Raw genomic sequence first — 17,074 nt, forward strand, 5'->3', positions numbered from 1 at the left:
AGCTAATTGGATAATAGCCCCGCTGTTACCTCCCCCTTCGATTCACTACAATACATTTCCCTATTCCCTCAACCAGGTCCCCCAAATGTTCTTTAATGAAAGTAAAACAGCCCACATACACTATGATAGGTTTCATATCTAGCGGAAGGGGCTCTGTGATTGATTGAAACATCTCTGCTTCTGATGATCTTGTTACGGATATTTTCGGGAAGTGTGGATATTACAGCCGCCATGTTGATGTATAAGTTCAATGACTTAGAAAAAGCTTTTTACATCAATACGTTATTGGCACTAGTCGGCCCTTGTGTGTTAATCATTACAACGGGAATCGCATTATTCGGCCTGACTGAAAAGATTTCATTAACCCGGATGATTTGTTTGTTTGCCGGGATCACCCTTATTCTTATCAGTTTGAAATCTGAATAGGACGAGTATTCAAGAGCAGACAGAGTTCCATGGGGGCCTCTACCTTTTCATGTCAACTGACATTCATTCAAAAGAAAAAACGGGAGAACATGCTTAGTAAGAAAAATGGCAGCAGACCTCTGATCAAAAATTGTAAAATAAGCGGCTTTTGTTCTTCATTCATCTGGACACGCACCATCCCCGCCCCTCTCGTCACATTCGTATCATAAAGCACGGTTTGCGACGCACGTTTATGGCAATGCGGGCATTGGAAAACAATCGCCGTACTTTGACTGCGGGGTGTCCTTTTTTGAATCCGCGGCGCCCAGCGAAGTTTCTTTAATTCTGGGCCTGTCAATGAATGAATTTCATCGCACTTGCTGCATTGAAACCGCTGAACTGTGTCTTTATCATACATTTGACGACTCAAACCTCTGAACAACCGGATCGTTTGATAAACAAAATTTAGAAAAATAATAACCACGAGCGTAAAACCGATTAGCATCCTGATTCCCATTACCCGTTCACCTCCCATTGAATAACGATGGTAAGCAGTTGCCATCAATTGTTATGTATTCAATATCCTATTCTCAATGAAAACCATTCTGTCTGCAACAAATGAAATTTGGGACTATGTCTTTGTCCTGCACAGATACTTCGCGTATTAGAGAATCTAAGTGAATATTTTTAGCTTTTTCGGGCACGATAAGGTCAGTATCATTTCATTCCGAAATAGCTCAGTGGTAGAGCAATCGGCTGTTAACCGATTGGTCGTAGGTTCGAGTCCTACTTTCGGAGTCTAAAGGCCTCTTCTTTGAAGGGGCTTTTTTCTGCAATGGAAGAATGGGAGGGCATTACGTTGAATACAGCCAAAACATTATCTGTTTTCGCATTGGGCGGCATTAATGAGATTGGAAAGAATATGTATGTGCTGGAATATGGGGACGATCTACTGGTCATCGACTCCGGTTCGAAATTTCAACAGCATCGGGCATTGGCGGAATCTGTCGGAGTGGAAGGAGAAGATATTTTCATCATCAACAATGGAGATGTCGTCGATATCGAGCAGTCCACAGCGCGCCAAACAAGAAACGTGCAAGCCGGCCATGTCTTCGTCGATGGTCTCGGCGGCGTTGGAGAAGTCGGTAAAATGATCTTACGCGACCGCAAACTGCTGTCGGAAGAGGGAATGCTGCTCATCATCCTAACAATGAGCAAAACAGATGGAAAGCTTCTGACAAGCCCCGACACAATTTCACGCGGGTTTGTTTACGAGCGCGGGGCGGAGGAACTGTATAAAGAACTGGATGAATTGGTCGTTACGATCGTTAAAGATTCAGCGCGGCCGAACCGAAATCGAAGAAATGATCTCAAGCATGCAATCCGGAAATCCGTAGAAAAACTGTTATTCGCACGGACTAAAAAACGACCGATGATTGTGCCGTTTATTATTGAGATATGAAAGAAAGCCACGAGAATTCGTGGTTTTTTACTTTTTAACATTCATTTGTTAAATTAAGTAAACCTTAGAAAATAAAAAAATTACACACTTTTTTTCTGTGTCATAAATGTGTGAGTGACTGTGGCACTCGACGACAAGATTCTCGCTACATAAGAAGTGGTTGGTTTAAATAACCCCTAATTGGATGGTTCTCGAACATGCTTTATATTATAGAATTATAACATATAGGACGAAGAAATTTATTTCTAAAAAGGAGGAAGGCATGAAGGTAGCCCTTATTGTATCAACGATTCTCGTGGTCATTGTTTTAGCTATCGGACTTATTTTGACCATATCCGTTGCTAATTCTACGGATAATAACTACAGTAGTGGAAAAAGTTTTTCCAAGTTGCTGTGGATTTATGTTTTATCAATCCCATTCCTGGTCATATTGACTCTTATAGCTATATTTATATTTATTTAACAACGGAGGACGGTTCGGGACCAGTGAAGAAGCACATATATTTTTCGAGTCTCAGGAACCGTCTAAGCCCACTGAAAAAGTTCGTATTTCAATGATACATCCATTAGATTCACCCTATAGACCTTTGACCGGGGGAGATTATTCATAATCGTCCCTTATATTACGTTATTGACGTAACAATACAACAACGACACAATTCTTAGGAATAAATGAGGTAACCGAAAATCATTGGCAGTCTATAAAATGTAATCATTTTTTCAAACACCACCCGAGAATAAAATACCTTCATATCTCAAAACTTCTCAGCGCGCAGACAAACCTTGAAATGCCTTCTTGTATTGAGGCTACGTTACCTTTTCCATAAGTAAATCGAACGTATCCATTTGTTGAACCCATTATTCTTCCAGGTACAAATGAAACACCTTTTTTCATAGATTCTTCAAGTAACTTGTATTCATCAATTTCGTGATTTATTTTACACCATAAATGAATTCCGCCTTGTGGCACTAAATATGTAACCTCATTTTTAGTTAAACTGTCCAATGCTAAAATTAACGCATTCCTACGCTCCCTCAGTTGAATCCTTAAAGTTGAAACATGTTTGTCAAATTGAGGGGAATCTAGAAATTGATTCGCTAACCATTGAGGAAAAACACTATGCCCAAAGTCAATTTGCTGTTTGCCATCTGATAAACGCTGAATCACTTTTTCTGGCCCAATAATCCAACCAATGCGTAATCCTGATGCAACAACTTTTGATAACGAACTAATGTATACAACATTTTCATTATCATCCATTGACTTTAACGTGGGTCCAATGCGCCCATCGAATGACGTCAAATTATAAGGATCATCCTCTATTATGGGAATACCGTACTTTGATGATAATTCCAATATTCTCTTTCGACGTTCCAGAGACATTTTTGTGCCAGTAGGATTTTGATAATCAGGATTTAAAAAAAGCATACGAATTCGATGTTTTCTTTGTAAAGCTACAATATCATCAGGATTTAAGCCATATTGATCAACTGGGAGTAATAGCGTTCTAATACCAAACGATTGAAAGATCGGTAAAGAGAATGCGTAGGATGGATCTTCAATAGCTACTGTATCACCTGGTTTTAACAGGCATTGAACGATTAGGTGGATTGCTTGCTGAGCACCCGATGTAATCAGTATGGAGTTTGGCTCAACAACCATATTTTTATAGGTTTTTACATGTTTGCAAATTGTCTCCCGTAATCCCGCATCGCCTAAAGGATGATCGTAACCTAAATGCTCATCAAACGCATGATCCTTAAGAATCCTAGCGAATTGGACGTTCGGTAGTAAATCTGCTGCAAGTTCCCCGCTTGATAGATTAATCATTCCTTCTTGCTCAGTTTCAAGACGAAGTTTCTGCACCAACGGAAGATTCGGAAGAAATGAGCCATCCTCTACATATCTCCCCCAATTGGGGACTCTTTTATGAGTTAGTCCCCATATATCCGTATTTATATAAGTGCCGCTTCCTTTTTTTCTGACAATTAATCCACTCGCTTCTAACTCATCATAAGCAGTCACAACTGTACTCCGATTTATCTGTAACTTTTTTGCTAACTCACGTTCTGATGGCAATGGCTGGTCATGAGATAAATCTCCCGATATAATCCCATTCTCTATTTGTTCTGCAAGTTGCCTATACATAGGCTTTTTTATTGAACGGTCTAACATAAATTGCATTAAACTCCACCCTTATTTATAATTTTTCAATATAACATATTTCGTATTATGCTCATAGTGAAATTTTACAGCTTATCGCGCTCAAAATTTAAGCACATCACGCCACACTCATTCCAGCATACACACGCTTCGTTGTTAATTGAAGCAAATGTTAATATGAAAGTTATCTCCCATAGGCTCGGGCATTCTTCAGTAGCGACCACGGACGAAATTTACGGACATCTAACAAGAGGATTAGAAAAAGAGGCCTCTCAAAAATTCAGTGAATTAATGAGAGACCTCCATATTTAGAGTGATTTTATTGTCGCTTATGACCAATAAAATGACCACGGTTTGATGAAATTTGCTCTAACCCTTGGTATATCAAGGGCTTGGAGTTTTTCTTTGTCCAGCTACAGCGGCTAGCCCCTCGAGGTCATAAGCCACTCTAAGAAGAAGGCATGCTGCGCCTTCTCGCTTAGATCGTCTTATGCTTGTCGGGGCTGAGCGAGCCGCTTCCGCTTTTCGGAATTACATCATGCCGCCCATGCCGCCCATATCCGGCATCATAGGTGCTGCATTCTTCTCAGGCAGGTCTGCAACGACTGCTTCTGTTGTGAGAAGCATTGCTGCCACGGACGCTGCGTTTTGAAGTGCGGAACGCGTTACTTTTGTAGGGTCGACGATACCTGCTTGCATCATGTTCACCCATTGTCCGTCTGCTGCGTTGAAGCCGATGCCGACTTCTTCGCGTTTTAGGCGATCCACAACGATGGAACCTTCGAGGCCTGCGTTGTTCGCAATTTGACGTACTGGCTCTTCGAGAGCGCGCAGGACGATGCGTACACCTGTTGCTACGTCGCCTTCAGTGGACTCTAGCAATGTTTCCACTTTGCTGTAAACGTTGACGAGTGCTGTTCCTCCACCGGAGACGATTCCTTCTTCCACTGCTGCACGTGTGGAGTTCAATGCGTCTTCGATACGAAGTTTGCGCTCTTTCAATTCTGTTTCCGTAGCTGCTCCAACTTTGATGACTGCTACGCCGCCTGCCAATTTCGCTAGGCGCTCTTGTAGTTTTTCTTTATCGAATTCGGAAGTTGTTTCTTCCAATTGTGTGCGGATTTGATTCACACGGCCTGCGATTTGGTCAGAATCTCCGCTGCCTTCGACGATCGTTGTGTTGTCTTTTGTGACAACAACTTTCGCTGCATGACCAAGCTGTGAAATATCAGTAGATTTCAAGTCAAGGCCCAGATCTTCTGTAATTACTTGTCCGCCTGTCAATACAGCGATGTCTTCCAACATTGCTTTACGGCGATCTCCGAAGCCAGGTGCTTTGACAGCCACTGCGTTGAATGTTCCGCGAAGCTTGTTCACAACAAGTGTTGCAAGTGCTTCACCTTCAACATCTTCCGCAATCATCAACAATGGTTTACCTTGTTGTACGACTTGCTCTAGTACTGGAAGGATTTCTTGGATGTTCGTGATCTTCTTGTCGGTGATCAAGATATACGGATTGTCCAATACCGCTTCCATTTTATCTGTGTCTGTTGCCATGTAAGCAGATGCGTATCCGCGGTCGAACTGCATTCCTTCTACTACGTCCAGTTCAGTCGTGAACCCTTTGGATTCTTCGATCGTGATGACGCCGTCGTTGCCTACGCGCTCCATCGCTTCAGCGATCAATTCGCCGACTTCTTCGTCGCCGGAAGAGATTGCTGCAACTTGTGCGATTTCTTGTTTGCTTTCAATTTCATCGGAGATGCCTTTTAGTTCTTCGACTGCTTTCAGCACCGCTTGCTCGATCCCTTTGCGGATGCCAACTGGATTTGCGCCAGCTGTTACGTTTTTCAACCCTTCGCGGATCATCGCCTGTGCAAGAACTGTCGCAGTTGTCGTTCCGTCCCCTGCGATTTCGTTTGTTTTAGAAGCGACTTCTGCAACGAGTTTCGCTCCCATGTTTTCAAACGCGTCTTCTAGCTCGATTTCTTTCGCGATCGTTACGCCATCATTCGTGATGAGCGGAGAACCGAATTTTTTCTCCAGAACGACGTTGCGCCCTTTTGGTCCAAGCGTCACTTTGACAGCGTCCGCCAATGTATCTACACCACGTAGCATTGCGCTGCGTGCGTCTTCATTAAACTTGATTTCTTTCGCCATTTTGTAAGTCCCTCCTGAATTTTCATCTATTCATTTGATAGGTCATACATTTTCATTTTCAATTATCCGATAATTGCAAGGATATCGCTTTCACGCAGGATGAGGTAGTCGTTGCCTTCGTACTTCACTTCTGTTCCTGCATATTTGGAAAAGAGGATCTGGTCGCCTTCTTTCACTTCCAGCTCAACACGTTGGCCGTTCTCCAGCACACGACCGGTGCCTGTCGCAATGACTTTCCCCTCTTGCGGTTTTTCTTTTGCGGAATCCGGAAGTACGATACCGCTTGACGTTTTTTCTTCTGCTTCGATCAGTTCGATTACGATACGGTCACCTAATGGTTTCAACAAGTGAAACAACCTCCTCAAATATTTTCCTTTTTAGCACTCATCACAATGGAGTGCTAACACAATTATTATGATAATGAAGTTCAAAATAAAATGCAAGCGAAAACATTTCCTCTTTGCTTATCCCGCGGGAAACCGATAAAATTGACGTCAGCGGAAAAGATTGCGCGCTTACTAGAACAATGAGAGGGTGGATCGATTGAAAAACTGGAAAGTCTCGATTTACTTAGTATTGACTTATATAGCCATGCAGATTGGCAGTATCTACTTAGGAAAATTATTAATTGGCTATTTTCAAAGCCGCCCAGGCATGTCCGAGCAGGAAGCTGTCTTTAACGGGGTCGCCTGGTCCCTGTTCACCGTCAATTTAGCCGCTTCGGCTCTTTTCCTTTTATTCATCATTCCGAATAAAAAGTATCTAAAAATATTCACCGGCAAAAAAGCTTCGATTGGAAACACGATTCTATGGGGATTTCTAGGCTTTTTCCTCGCTCTGGGCGGGCAAATGCTTGCCGCAACGATTGAAACTGCCATGGGAGTCGAATTGGGATCTGAAAACACGGCTGTTCTTTCCGAGATCGCACGACTCTCTCCCATCATGCTCATCCCAATGGTGTTATTCGCACCGTTTTTGGAGGAAATTGTATTCCGGCGTGTCATTTTCGGAGGCGTCTTCCAAAAAACGAATTTCTGGATTGCCGCAATCGTGAGCGGCTTGATCTTCGCTGTTGTCCATAATGAGTTGGAACACTTGCTTATGTACCTCATGCCCGGGCTTGTCTTTTCCTATTTGTATTACCGGACCAAACGACTGCTGGCCCCGATGATCGCTCACTTCCTCATGAACGGCTTCGTTGCGGTTGTCCAGCTGAATAGCGACAAGATTCAACAATTACAAGATATGAAACAAGCCTTCATCCTATTCGGGCTACATTAAAAACTGCCGCAGAATGACCGGTCTATCCGGCTATCTGCGGCAGCTTTATTTTTGCAAGTAGTTGAATTAATTCAAATCGACTATAACAGATTTCACTTGTGTGTATAACTCAAGCGCTTCAGATCCCATTTCACGGCCGAAACCTGATTGTTTGTATCCTCCGAACGGAATGGACGCATCCAACACGTTGTAGCAATTCACCCAAACAGTTCCCGCTTCTAGTTCGTGCGCAACCCGGTGTGCTTTTCGGACATCTGTTGTCCAAACTCCGGCTGCTAGTCCATATTCCGTATCATTCGCCCGACGAATGACATCGGCAACCTGCTCCTCATCATCAAACGGCATAGCTGCGATGACAGGACCGAATATTTCTTCCCGAGCAATCGTCATATTATCATCCACTCCCGAGAAAACTGTCGGCGGAATGAAAAAACCAGATCGATCGAGCGGCTGACCTCCCGTCAGTGATTTCGCTCCTTCTTCATGGCCCTTCTGTAAGTAGCTCTTGACTCGTTCAAACTGCTGGCTAGAGACAAGCGGGCCGATTTCACTCGTTTCATCCATACCCGGTCCCTGTTTCATGTTGGATGCGTAGCGAGTTAAGTCCGCCATTACATTGTCATACACTTTTTTATGCACAAAAAGACGAGAACCCGCAGTACACACTTGACCCTGATTGAAGAAAATTCCCATTAATGCGCCGGGAATTGCTTTTGAAAAATCAGCATCCGGGAAAATAATGTTCGGGGATTTACCACCCAGTTCAAGTGATACACGTTTTAAGTTGCCGGACGCTTGCTCCATGATGCGCTTTCCGACTGCTGTTGATCCGGTGAATGCGACTTTTCGGATACGTGGGTTCTGGACAATCGCTTCCCCTGCAGTTTTTCCATACCCCGTTATCAAATTCACAACGCCTGGAGGGAAACCGGCTTCCTGTACTAACTGTCCGAGATAAAGAGCCGACAGCGGTGTTTGTTCTGCACTTTTCAAAATAACAACATTTCCGGTTGCTAACGCAGCACCAAGTTTCCAGGCAGCCATCAGGAGAGGGAAGTTCCAGGGGATGATTTGTCCGACAACACCGATTGGCTCTCTCCTTGTGTATGTCAACATATATTGACCGGCTGAATTCTCAATCGTCTGGCCCATTATTTTAGTTGCCCAGCCTGCATAGTAGCGGAAATGGTCAATCGCCAACGGGACATCAACGGCTCTTGCATGGCTGATCAGCTTGCCGCCGTCCAGAGATTCCAATTGTGCCAGTTCTTCTAAATTCTCTTCCATTAAGTCAGCCAGTTTCCAAATTAAACGTCCCCGCTCACTTGGGGTGATTTTTTTCCAGTCTCCTTGAAAAGCTTTTTCCGCCGCTTCAACAGCACGGTCCACGTCTTCTTTACCCGCTGCATAAACAGAAACGAGCACTTCCCCGGTGGAAGGATTCACTGAATCCAAAGTTTCCCCCGATGCTGATTCAATAAACTTGCCGCCAATAAACAGCTTTTTAGGTCCTTCACTCAAAAACTTAGCTACTTTTGGGCTCACGTCTACTGTTTGAACACTGGACATATTTTTCCTCCTCCATTTTTCACAAAATAGTTACGGCTCAATGAAAAAAGTAAAAAGATCTCAAATCACCAGCTTTTCTTTCAGTAAGGTTTCTAAGTTCTCACCCACCCCGAATTATTTTAAAGTTTCTGTCGATATTTCATTTGCAAGTTTCATGCCAATTGAAATTGCCCATTTAACACACTTTTGTCTTCGGATCATGTTCCATTGCGGAACAGTTTGTACGCTAAAATGAAACGTTTGAATTCTTATTAATTATTTGATAGAGTTTTTCGTATATTCAATATTAATAGATTATAATGGATTGGAGAGATAAGGTATGAACTGTTCATCTGCTGACACAATAAAGAAGTCTCAGGAGCGAAGCAAAAAGTACGGTGTAGATTTTGCAAATGCAAAGAACGCAATCCTTCCAGAATATGAATTGAGACAACATAGACAGAGAAAGGAATATTTTCTTCAGGATATTTATCCAACTCTTGAACATTTAGCACACTTCCTGAAACCGTCACATGCCATTGTCTCCGTCTCAGATCCATCGGGCATTATTATTGAAAGTATTGGAGATCCAGAGTTCCTGAAAGATGCTGAAAAAATACATGTGCAAAATGGAGCTTGCTGGTCAGAAGAAATACGCGGCACAAATTCTGCAGGAACAGTCAGCATCGAAAGAAAAACACTTGCAGTTGTAGGCAAAGACCATTATTTAGAACCCCACCATATGCTTTACTGCATTGGCTCTCCTATTTTTGATCCAAGCGGTAATCTACTTGCAGTGTTAAATATAAGCGGTTATTCAGATCTATATCAGCCGTCATTACTTCAATTCACAGACGCGATTGCAAGAAAAATTGAAAACCGCATGCTCCTTTGCCAGGCGGATCCGCAAATTGTTATTTCACTGCATCCTAAAGAAAATTCGGACAAGCAGGTATTGCTTTCTTTGAACCAACACGGTCATCTAATCGGAGCAAACCGTGAGGCCCTTCATCTCTTAAATCTCAAGAAACTTTCCCCTCAAGAGATGCACATCAGTGAACTGTTAATGAATTCAGAGCAACTGTTACAAGGAACAGTAAATGAGTCAGTAGTTCATCTTCATAAACCAAGCCAAGAAGACAGTCGTTTCTTTGCTTCCACTTTAATCGATACACGTCCAAGGTCTACTTCATTTTCGAAGATTGAAAAAAAGCCAATTAGAAAAAGCAAAATATCCCGCTATTCTTTCCAGGATCTTTATGGAAAAGACAAAGCATTCCAATCCGCACTACAAATTGCTAAAAGAGCAGCCGCCACCGATTATACGATTATGATTACAGGCGAGAGCGGTACAGGGAAAGAAATGGTCAGCCAGGCGGTCCATAATGCAAGCCCAAGAGCAGAGCAGCCATTTGTCGCATTGAACTGCGGAGGGATTACAAAAAGTTTAATGGAAAGTGAATTGTTTGGATATGAACCGGGCGCTTTCACAGGAGCAAAGCAATCCGGTCATGCGGGAGTCTTTGAGCGAGCCAATGGCGGCACTTTATTACTGGACGAAATCGCCGAGCTGCCAATGGAAATACAAATTGCACTATTGCGGGTACTGCAAGACTTTCAAGTAACACGAGTCGGCGGCACAAAACCGAAAGAAATAGATGTCCGGATCATTACCGCAACTCACACCGAACTATGGAAAAAGGTTCAAGATGGCAGCTTCCGTGAAGATTTGTTTTACCGCTTGCAAGGAATCCATGTCGAACTGCCGCCGTTGCGGGAACGTACCGACCGTTTGCAATATGCTTTTCGTTTATTGAAAGACATTCAATCAGAGCTGAACGTGAGCACGCTCATACTCTCAAACTGCGCTCAGCAATTAATTGAAAACTACACATGGCCCGGAAATGTTCGCCAGCTCGTCAGTGCTTTAAGAGAGGCGGCCTTTTTATCGCAAAATAGCATTATTAACTTTCATTGTTTCCCAACGTACATCCGCACCCATTTTACACAAATGGATCAATCTGCAGAATCCGCTTTAGAAGAACTGGAAAACGAAGCCATCTTAAAAGCAATGCAAAAAACGGACGGTAATATTTCTCAATCAGCACGTCTTCTCGGAATAGGACGAACCACCCTCTATCGAAAGCTGAAAAAACTTAAATACCCGATTTAAAGGTGAGATTCACAATTATATCAAACAAGAATCCTCACTCTTATGTTCCGTTATTGTCCATTCCCATTCCATAATGAAACAACTTCAATATAAGAAAAACACGATTTGCAAGCGTTTTCGTGTTGGCATAAATCTTGCAGTATAAAATAGTGAATCAATGGATTTAAAATTAAAGGAGGTTTTACAATGAGAGCGGCACAAATGGTAGAACAAACGAGACCACTTGGAGCCGGAAATGTACGTGATCCGACTCTAGGTCCCAAAGACGTAACTCTCACCATACACAAAAAATAGTACGTGAAAACCAAGCGCAAACTGATTCTGACATGTACACAAAAAATTGAAATATGGAGGACTTTATTATGCAAACTAATACAGCAGCAGTTAAAGATGCTAAGGTGAAAAATAGTATGAAAGTTAAAGCAGCTGTAGTTAATGGAGTTAATGAGAAATATGAAATGGAGGAGTTAACACTAAGTGAACTCCGTGCTGATGAAGTGCTTGTAAAAGTGGTTGCAACTGGTATATGTCACTCAGATGAAGCATTGCGTATTGGAGATGCTGAATATCCGATGCCTGCCGTTTTTGGACATGAAGGGGCAGGCATTATTGAAAAGGTTGGGAGTGCAGTTAAAGATCTCGCCGTGGGGGATCAAGTCGTAATGGCTTATGACTATTGCGGCACATGTCCTAGTTGCCGTACGGGACATCCTTCATCTTGTAAGGATTGGACACCCATAAATTTTGGCAGCCCGCGTTCAGATGGCACTTATATATTTACTAAGGCAGATGGCACACCAGTATCCAACTTTTTTAATCAAAGTTCTTTTTCAACGTATACCATTACTTATGCAAATAATTTGATTAAAGTTGATCCGGAAACTGATTTGCGATTAGTAGGACCGTTAGGGTGCGGCTTATTAACTGGATTTGGCACAATCGTTAATGGCTTGAAACCAGAAACCAATTCCTCGATTGCGATATTTGGCACAGGAGCTGTAGGCCTTGGTGCACTTATGACAGCAAAAATCGAAGGATGTTCACCAATTATTGCTATTGATATTCATGATTCACGTCTGGAAAGGGCCAAGGAACTTGGAGCAACCCATACGATAAATAGCAGAGTCGAGAATCTTGAAGAAAGAATAGCTGAAATTACTGGCGGCATAGGGGTCAATTACTCAATCGATACAACGGGTATATCGTCCGTCATGAAATCGTCTCTTGATATTCTCACGATTGGCGGAAGTACAGTTCCTTTAGCCGTTACGCCTAATTCACTTGAATTCAATCCATTTACAGAATTAACACTGAACAATCGTAAAGTAGTAGGTGTTTTAATGGGCGATGCTGTTCCACAGCTCGCGATTCCAAAACTTATTCAATACCACAAAGAAGGTAAATTCCCGTTTGATAAGTTAGTGAAATTTTATAAGTTCGACGAGATTAATGAGGCAAGCGAAGACTCCAATAGTGGAAAAACGATTAAACCGATTCTAATTATCGATGAGGATTATCGTAAAGATGAACCAGTAATGGAGGGTTAATCAACAAATAAAGAGATAAATTAATGGGGCTGTCCGAAAAGTCCAGGCACAGAGTTGGATACTAGCAAAAAGCAAGGGCGCCGGGAGACTCCTGCGGGAAAGCCGGCCGACGAGACCCCGCACGGCTGTAAGCCGGAGGAGGCTCGTCGGCTGGCCCGCGGAAAGCGACCAGAGCCCTTGCTTTTTGCGTGTTTACGGAAAATCCACTTTCTGGACAGCCCCAACTTTATTTATGTACAAGCTGCCGTTTTTCTGTATGGCAATGTGCCTAAACACGGAACAGCTTTTTTATTAATCATTTAGCATTGAATTCCTCAATCTGCCGCTGCTGTTCTGCTTTTGCTTCAGCGAATAACCGCTGCCGCTCCGCCTCTTCCTCTTCTTGTTGCCGTTCTTCCTCCGCTTTCAAATACTTTCGGTACCCGAATCGGGAAATGAAAATACTGATTTCATATAGAATGAATAACGGTACTGTGACGAATAAATGGGATAACAGGTCAGGCGGCGTAATAAATGCCGCAATGACGAACAACGTGAAATAGGCATACTTCCGGATTTTCACAAGCAATTGCGGGTTCAGGATACCGAGCCTTGTTAGAAACAGCAGCGCGACCGGTAATTGGAAGATCAATCCGAATGGGAGGACCAATTGGAACAAAAACGAGAAGTATTCATTGATCCCGATCGTTTGCACGATATCGAGCTCATTCGATATATTCATCGTAAATTTCAACACATATGGAAGTAATATCAAATATGAAAAGGCAACTCCGCCTAAGAAAAGAAGGAATGAATACGGGATATAACTTAGCGTCGCCCGCCTTTCCTTCTCATGCAAACCTGGAGAGACAAAGGCCCATAGCTGATACATGACAACCGGTGAAATGAGAACAAATGCGATAATTACGACCATTTTCACGTAGATCATAAGAGGGTCTAACACTTTAAACGCGTTGAGTGTTATATTTTCGGCCGCGCCATCATATTGCAAAAAGTGGATGAGGGGTTTGGCGATGAAAAAACTGCCCGCCACCGCAATAAGAAAGAAAACGACGATTACCATCAGCCGTTTTCTAATTTCATCTATATGTTCAATGATCGTTAAGTTTTTTTCTTTCATCGGACAAACATCCTAACTTACTTAACTTCTTTCTTGTCTTCGACTTTTTTTACTTCATCATCTTCAACGAGGCCTTTTGTCGCGTTTTTGAACTCCCGCAACGAAGAACCGAACGCCTTTCCGATTTCAGGCAGCTTCTTCGGACCGAATACGAGTAATGCAATGATTGCAATGATGATTAAACTCATTGGACCTGGCATTCCGGGCACCTCCTTCATAATACATCCATTCTACACGAAACATGTCGAAATTTCTATTCGTGGCAGTTCATATTTGTGAATCTTTTACGTCATTTTTTATGAAATAAATAAGCGTTTGCAATTCGACCGACAAATCGATCGTCAAGACCCGGATCCCTTCAGGAACAGCCAGCCGTACCGGGGTGAAATTCAGGATTCCTTTCAAGCCGATTGCCACAAGCCGGTCCGTGATTTCCTGGGCGACCCGGGAAGGCACGGTCAAAATGACGACCTCGACTCCAAGCTCTAGGATCTTTTCTTCTATCTTATCCGGATGATAGACGGGAATCCCGCTGATCAATTTCCCTTCCGGCGGCGCTTTCCGGTCAAATGCGATGACAATCCGGGTATTATGGTTCTTCTGGAAATTATATTTTAGAAAAGCGCTGCCCAGACTCCCGACACCGATTAAAGCGACGTCCGTCTCTTCGTCCTGATCCAGTGTTTGGCGAAAAAAATCGACTAAGTACTGTACATCGTACCCATATCCTTTTCGTCCCAACGCCCCGAAATGAGAAAAATCCCGTCGGATTGTGGCGGCGTCGATTTTCATTGCTTCGCTTAATTCGCTGGATGAAACTCGTTTCTTTCCTGCGTTCGCAAAATTTTGCAAAAATCTATAATAGAGGGGCAACCGTTTGGACGTTGCCTGTGGGATTTTTGGCGTTTCCTCCGACATAGTAAACCTCCTGCAAGTTCTATGAGCCTATTCTATCGTACAGTAGATACGGAATGATGTAAAGCCGACCATTGCACGGTTTGCACCATTCCATTAAACTGAAGAGGAATCGAGGTGCGGATTATGATTGTGTTACAAGTAAACGGATTATCAAAATCGTTCTCCGGAACTGATATATTGCAAAATGTAAAACTGGAAGTGCAACATCGTGACCGGGTTGCGTTAGTTGGACGGAATGGCGCAGGCAAGTCCACCCTTCTGAAATTGATTGCAGGGGAAATGACCCCGGATTCGGGTGACTTGATCATCCCGAAGGATGTCCAAATCGGGTATTTGGAGCAGCATAGCGGTCTGGATTCCCCGTTGACTGTGTGGGAAGAGATGATGACCGTCTTCCAATCCCTCCAAGTGATGGAACAACGGCTCCGCTCACTTGAGGTGCAGATGGCCCATCCAGGCGTCTATGAAAGGCCGGCCGAATATGAGCGGGTCATGAAAGAATATGATGCCCTGCAAACCGAGTTCAAGGATTCCGGGGGCTATCAGTTTGAGTCGGATATCCGTTCGGTCTTGCATGGCATGCGCTTCTTTCCGGACGATTTCGACAAACAGGTGAACTTATTGTCCGGAGGCCAAAAAACCCGGCTCGCGCTCGCGAAAATGTTGTTGAGCAAACCCGATTTGCTCATTCTGGATGAGCCTACGAACCATTTGGACATTGAAACGCTCGCCTGGCTGGAAAAATACCTCGCCTCCTATGAAGGTGCCATCCTCATCGTTTCGCATGACCGGTATTTCCTGGACCAGATCGTCACCATCGTCTACGAAGTATCGAGGAGGAAAGTGACAAAGTATACGGGCAATTACAGTGCTTATATCGATGAAAAAGCGAGAAACTTTGAGCGCGACCAGAAGCTTTATGAGAAGGAGATGAGCGAAAGAGCGAAGTTGGAGGACTTCATTCAACGGAATATCGCGCGTGCTTCGACCTCCAAGATGGCGAAAAGCCGGCGGAAGCAATTGGAGCGCACGGAATGGATGGATTCCCCGGAAGGCGATGAAAAGTCGGCGAGCTTCACATTCTCCATCGATCGCCCAAGCGGCAATGACGTGTTGGGCCTTGAGAAAGTCGCCATCGGATATGACCATGTCCCTGTTTCTACAGGAATCGACATGCGTGTATATAAACAAGATCGGATTGCAATCATCGGTCCGAATGGCGTCGGTAAATCGACATTGTTGAAAACAATCGTTAAAAAGCAGGAGCCGCTCGCCGGAGAAATCCGCTATGGCACGAATGTCCAGTTTGGGTACTACGATCAGGAACAGGCGACATTGGTCGGCTCAGGCACCGTCCTGCAGGAATTATGGGATGAATGGCCGATGATGAATGAAAAAGATGTGCGCACCGTATTAGGGCGTTTTTTATTCTCCGGGGAAGACGTGGAAAAGTCGGTCACTACGTTATCGGGTGGGGAAAAAGCCCGATTATCGCTTGCCAAACTGATGCTGTTGCGCTCCAATACGCTCGTGCTCGATGAGCCGACGAACCATTTGGATCTCGATAGCAAGGAAGTATTGGAGAATGCACTGGACGATTTCCCAGGAACCATCATTTTCGTTTCACATGATCGGTATTTCATTAACCGCATTGCTACGAAAGTGATGGAAATCAGTAATTCAGGCTCCTTGGAATACCTTGGCGACTATGATTATTATGTAGAGAAAAAGACGGAACAGGAAGAGTTGCAAGCTGAATTGCAACCTTCACCGAAACGTTCCGACTCGCTGCCTGAAGTGGAAAGAGCCGATCAGAAAGAATGGAAACGGCAAGAGAGGAGATTGACGAGACGCATTGATGAGCTGGAGACTTCGCTCGCTGCGTTGGATCTGCAAATCGCCGCGTTGCAGGAAGAACTGTCCACACCCGCTTATGCAAATGACCATGTCAAATTGATGGATCTGCAAGCCCAAATCGACAAGCTGCAAGCGGACCATGATGAAATATCGGAGGAGTGGCTCCTTACGCAGGAAGAATTGGAAACCTATATGAAGTGATTAGAGCTCCCATGCACGGGAGCTTTTTTTGTAGAGTCTTGTCGAAATGCGCCTGTCTTTCTCCACAAATTTGTCCACAGTAGAAAATGGATGAATCCAGCAATCGAGCATGGTTTTCCACACTATCCACAAAATCTTCTTAAGTTGTTCACAAAGTTATCCTTTAATCAACTTGATTAGATTCAGTATGTTTAATGTTATGCACAAGTTATCCACAAAATGTGCATAAGTGCACACG

The 17,074-nt window shown here is 43.6% G+C and carries 15 protein-coding genes and 1 tRNA gene; 8 read left to right on the forward strand and 8 right to left on the reverse strand.

Annotation, left to right across the window (positions count from 1 at the left end; genetic code table 11):
* Positions 1–159: 159 nt before the first annotated feature.
* Entirely contained in the window at positions 160–426 is a 267-nt protein-coding gene (locus OXB_RS02355) for a YqhV family protein (RefSeq protein WP_442852884.1), read from the forward strand.
* 67 nt (positions 427–493) lie between these two features.
* Here OXB_RS02355 and OXB_RS02360 read toward each other — a convergent pair whose 3' ends face one another.
* The gene (locus OXB_RS02360) at positions 494–922 is read right to left on the reverse strand and encodes a hypothetical protein (RefSeq protein ID WP_052483839.1); all 429 of its coding nucleotides are present in this window, start codon (positions 920–922) and stop codon (positions 494–496) included.
* A gap of 209 nt (positions 923–1,131) precedes the next feature.
* Here OXB_RS02360 and OXB_RS02365 point away from each other — a divergent pair.
* Together OXB_RS02365 and OXB_RS02370 are read left to right on the forward strand one after the other, a co-directional pair.
* A tRNA-Asn gene (locus OXB_RS02365) sits at positions 1,132–1,203 on the forward strand.
* Positions 1,204–1,264: 61 nt separating this feature from the next.
* Positions 1,265–1,867, forward strand: a complete 603-nt coding sequence (locus tag OXB_RS02370) for a hypothetical protein (protein WP_144399639.1) — start codon at positions 1,265–1,267, stop codon at positions 1,865–1,867.
* Positions 1,868–2,615: 748 nt separating this feature from the next.
* Here OXB_RS02370 and pdxR read toward each other — a convergent pair.
* A complete protein-coding gene (pdxR, locus tag OXB_RS02380) occupies positions 2,616–4,052 on the reverse strand; it encodes a MocR-like pyridoxine biosynthesis transcription factor PdxR (RefSeq protein WP_041071595.1) in 1,437 nt (478 codons plus the stop codon).
* A 48-nt stretch (positions 4,053–4,100) separates the two neighbouring features.
* Here pdxR and OXB_RS18320 point away from each other — a divergent pair, with 48 nt between their 5' ends.
* The gene (locus OXB_RS18320; protein ID WP_084212369.1) at positions 4,101–4,343 is read left to right on the forward strand and encodes a tyrosine-type recombinase/integrase; all 243 of its coding nucleotides are present in this window, start codon (positions 4,101–4,103) and stop codon (positions 4,341–4,343) included.
* A gap of 219 nt (positions 4,344–4,562) precedes the next feature.
* Here the strand turns inward: OXB_RS18320 and groL are convergent, their stop codons facing one another.
* Positions 4,563–6,191: a chaperonin GroEL gene (groL, locus tag OXB_RS02385; protein ID WP_041071597.1), complete on the reverse strand. Its 1,629-nt coding sequence runs from the start codon at positions 6,189–6,191 to the stop codon at positions 4,563–4,565.
* A 62-nt stretch (positions 6,192–6,253) separates the two neighbouring features.
* A complete protein-coding gene (gene groES, locus OXB_RS02390) occupies positions 6,254–6,538 on the reverse strand; it encodes a co-chaperone GroES (RefSeq protein WP_041071599.1) in 285 nt (94 codons plus the stop codon).
* 196 nt (positions 6,539–6,734) lie between these two features.
* Here groES and OXB_RS02395 point away from each other — a divergent pair, with 196 nt between their 5' ends.
* Positions 6,735–7,472, forward strand: coding sequence for a CPBP family intramembrane glutamic endopeptidase (locus tag OXB_RS02395; RefSeq protein WP_041071601.1), 738 nt, complete (start codon positions 6,735–6,737; stop codon positions 7,470–7,472).
* Between the two features lie 66 nt (positions 7,473–7,538).
* On the opposite strand, the gene OXB_RS02400 is transcribed toward OXB_RS02395, so the two are convergent.
* Positions 7,539–9,041, reverse strand: a complete 1,503-nt coding sequence (locus OXB_RS02400; protein WP_041071602.1) for an aldehyde dehydrogenase family protein — start codon at positions 9,039–9,041, stop codon at positions 7,539–7,541.
* 319 nt (positions 9,042–9,360) lie between these two features.
* Between OXB_RS02400 and OXB_RS02405 the strand changes: the two genes are divergently transcribed.
* Together OXB_RS02405 and OXB_RS02410 are read left to right on the forward strand one after the other, a co-directional pair.
* Positions 9,361–11,193 (forward strand): sigma-54-dependent Fis family transcriptional regulator, encoded by a 1,833-nt coding sequence (locus tag OXB_RS02405; protein ID WP_041071604.1) that lies wholly within the window; start codon positions 9,361–9,363, stop codon positions 11,191–11,193.
* A gap of 362 nt (positions 11,194–11,555) precedes the next feature.
* Positions 11,556–12,740, forward strand: a complete 1,185-nt coding sequence (locus OXB_RS02410; RefSeq protein WP_231860353.1) for an NAD(P)-dependent alcohol dehydrogenase — start codon at positions 11,556–11,558, stop codon at positions 12,738–12,740.
* Between the two features lie 295 nt (positions 12,741–13,035).
* Here OXB_RS02410 and tatC read toward each other — a convergent pair whose 3' ends face one another.
* The 3 genes from tatC to OXB_RS02430 form a co-directional block, all read right to left on the reverse strand.
* Entirely contained in the window at positions 13,036–13,860 is an 825-nt protein-coding gene (gene tatC, locus OXB_RS02420) for a twin-arginine translocase subunit TatC (RefSeq protein ID WP_041071606.1), read from the reverse strand.
* A 17-nt stretch (positions 13,861–13,877) separates the two neighbouring features.
* Positions 13,878–14,060, reverse strand: coding sequence for a twin-arginine translocase TatA/TatE family subunit (gene tatA / locus OXB_RS02425; protein ID WP_041071608.1), 183 nt, complete (start codon positions 14,058–14,060; stop codon positions 13,878–13,880).
* A 67-nt stretch (positions 14,061–14,127) separates the two neighbouring features.
* On the reverse strand, positions 14,128–14,778 hold the full coding sequence (locus OXB_RS02430) for a redox-sensing transcriptional repressor Rex (RefSeq protein WP_041071610.1): 651 nt from the start codon (positions 14,776–14,778) through the stop codon (positions 14,128–14,130).
* A 123-nt stretch (positions 14,779–14,901) separates the two neighbouring features.
* Between OXB_RS02430 and OXB_RS02435 the strand changes: the two genes are divergently transcribed.
* On the forward strand, positions 14,902–16,836 hold the full coding sequence (locus tag OXB_RS02435; protein ID WP_041076183.1) for an ABC-F family ATP-binding cassette domain-containing protein: 1,935 nt from the start codon (positions 14,902–14,904) through the stop codon (positions 16,834–16,836).
* Positions 16,837–17,074: the final 238 nt, after the last annotated feature.

Source organism: Bacillus sp. OxB-1 (assembly GCF_000829195.1).
GTDB lineage: Bacteria > Bacillota > Bacilli > Bacillales_A > Planococcaceae > Sporosarcina.

Excerpts from the sequence above, each read along its gene's own strand:
- OXB_RS02405 (WP_041071604.1), top strand. The coding sequence starts at position 9,361 with ATGAACTGTTCATCTGCTGACACAATAAAGAAGTCTCAGGAGCGAAGC.
- OXB_RS02430 (WP_041071610.1), bottom strand. The coding sequence starts at position 14,778 with ATGTCGGAGGAAACGCCAAAAATCCCACAGGCAACGTCCAAACGGTTG.
- tatA (WP_041071608.1), bottom strand. The coding sequence starts at position 14,060 with ATGCCAGGTCCAATGAGTTTAATCATCATTGCAATCATTGCATTACTC.
- pdxR (WP_041071595.1), bottom strand. The coding sequence starts at position 4,052 with ATGCAATTTATGTTAGACCGTTCAATAAAAAAGCCTATGTATAGGCAA.
- tatC (WP_041071606.1), bottom strand. The coding sequence starts at position 13,860 with ATGAAAGAAAAAAACTTAACGATCATTGAACATATAGATGAAATTAGA.
- groL (WP_041071597.1), bottom strand. The coding sequence starts at position 6,191 with ATGGCGAAAGAAATCAAGTTTAATGAAGACGCACGCAGCGCAATGCTA.
- OXB_RS02400 (WP_041071602.1), bottom strand. The coding sequence starts at position 9,041 with ATGTCCAGTGTTCAAACAGTAGACGTGAGCCCAAAAGTAGCTAAGTTT.
- OXB_RS02360 (WP_052483839.1), bottom strand. The coding sequence starts at position 922 with ATGGGAATCAGGATGCTAATCGGTTTTACGCTCGTGGTTATTATTTTT.
- OXB_RS18320 (WP_084212369.1), top strand. The coding sequence starts at position 4,101 with ATGCTCATAGTGAAATTTTACAGCTTATCGCGCTCAAAATTTAAGCAC.
- OXB_RS02435 (WP_041076183.1), top strand. The coding sequence starts at position 14,902 with ATGATTGTGTTACAAGTAAACGGATTATCAAAATCGTTCTCCGGAACT.
- OXB_RS02410 (WP_231860353.1), top strand. The coding sequence starts at position 11,556 with ATGCAAACTAATACAGCAGCAGTTAAAGATGCTAAGGTGAAAAATAGT.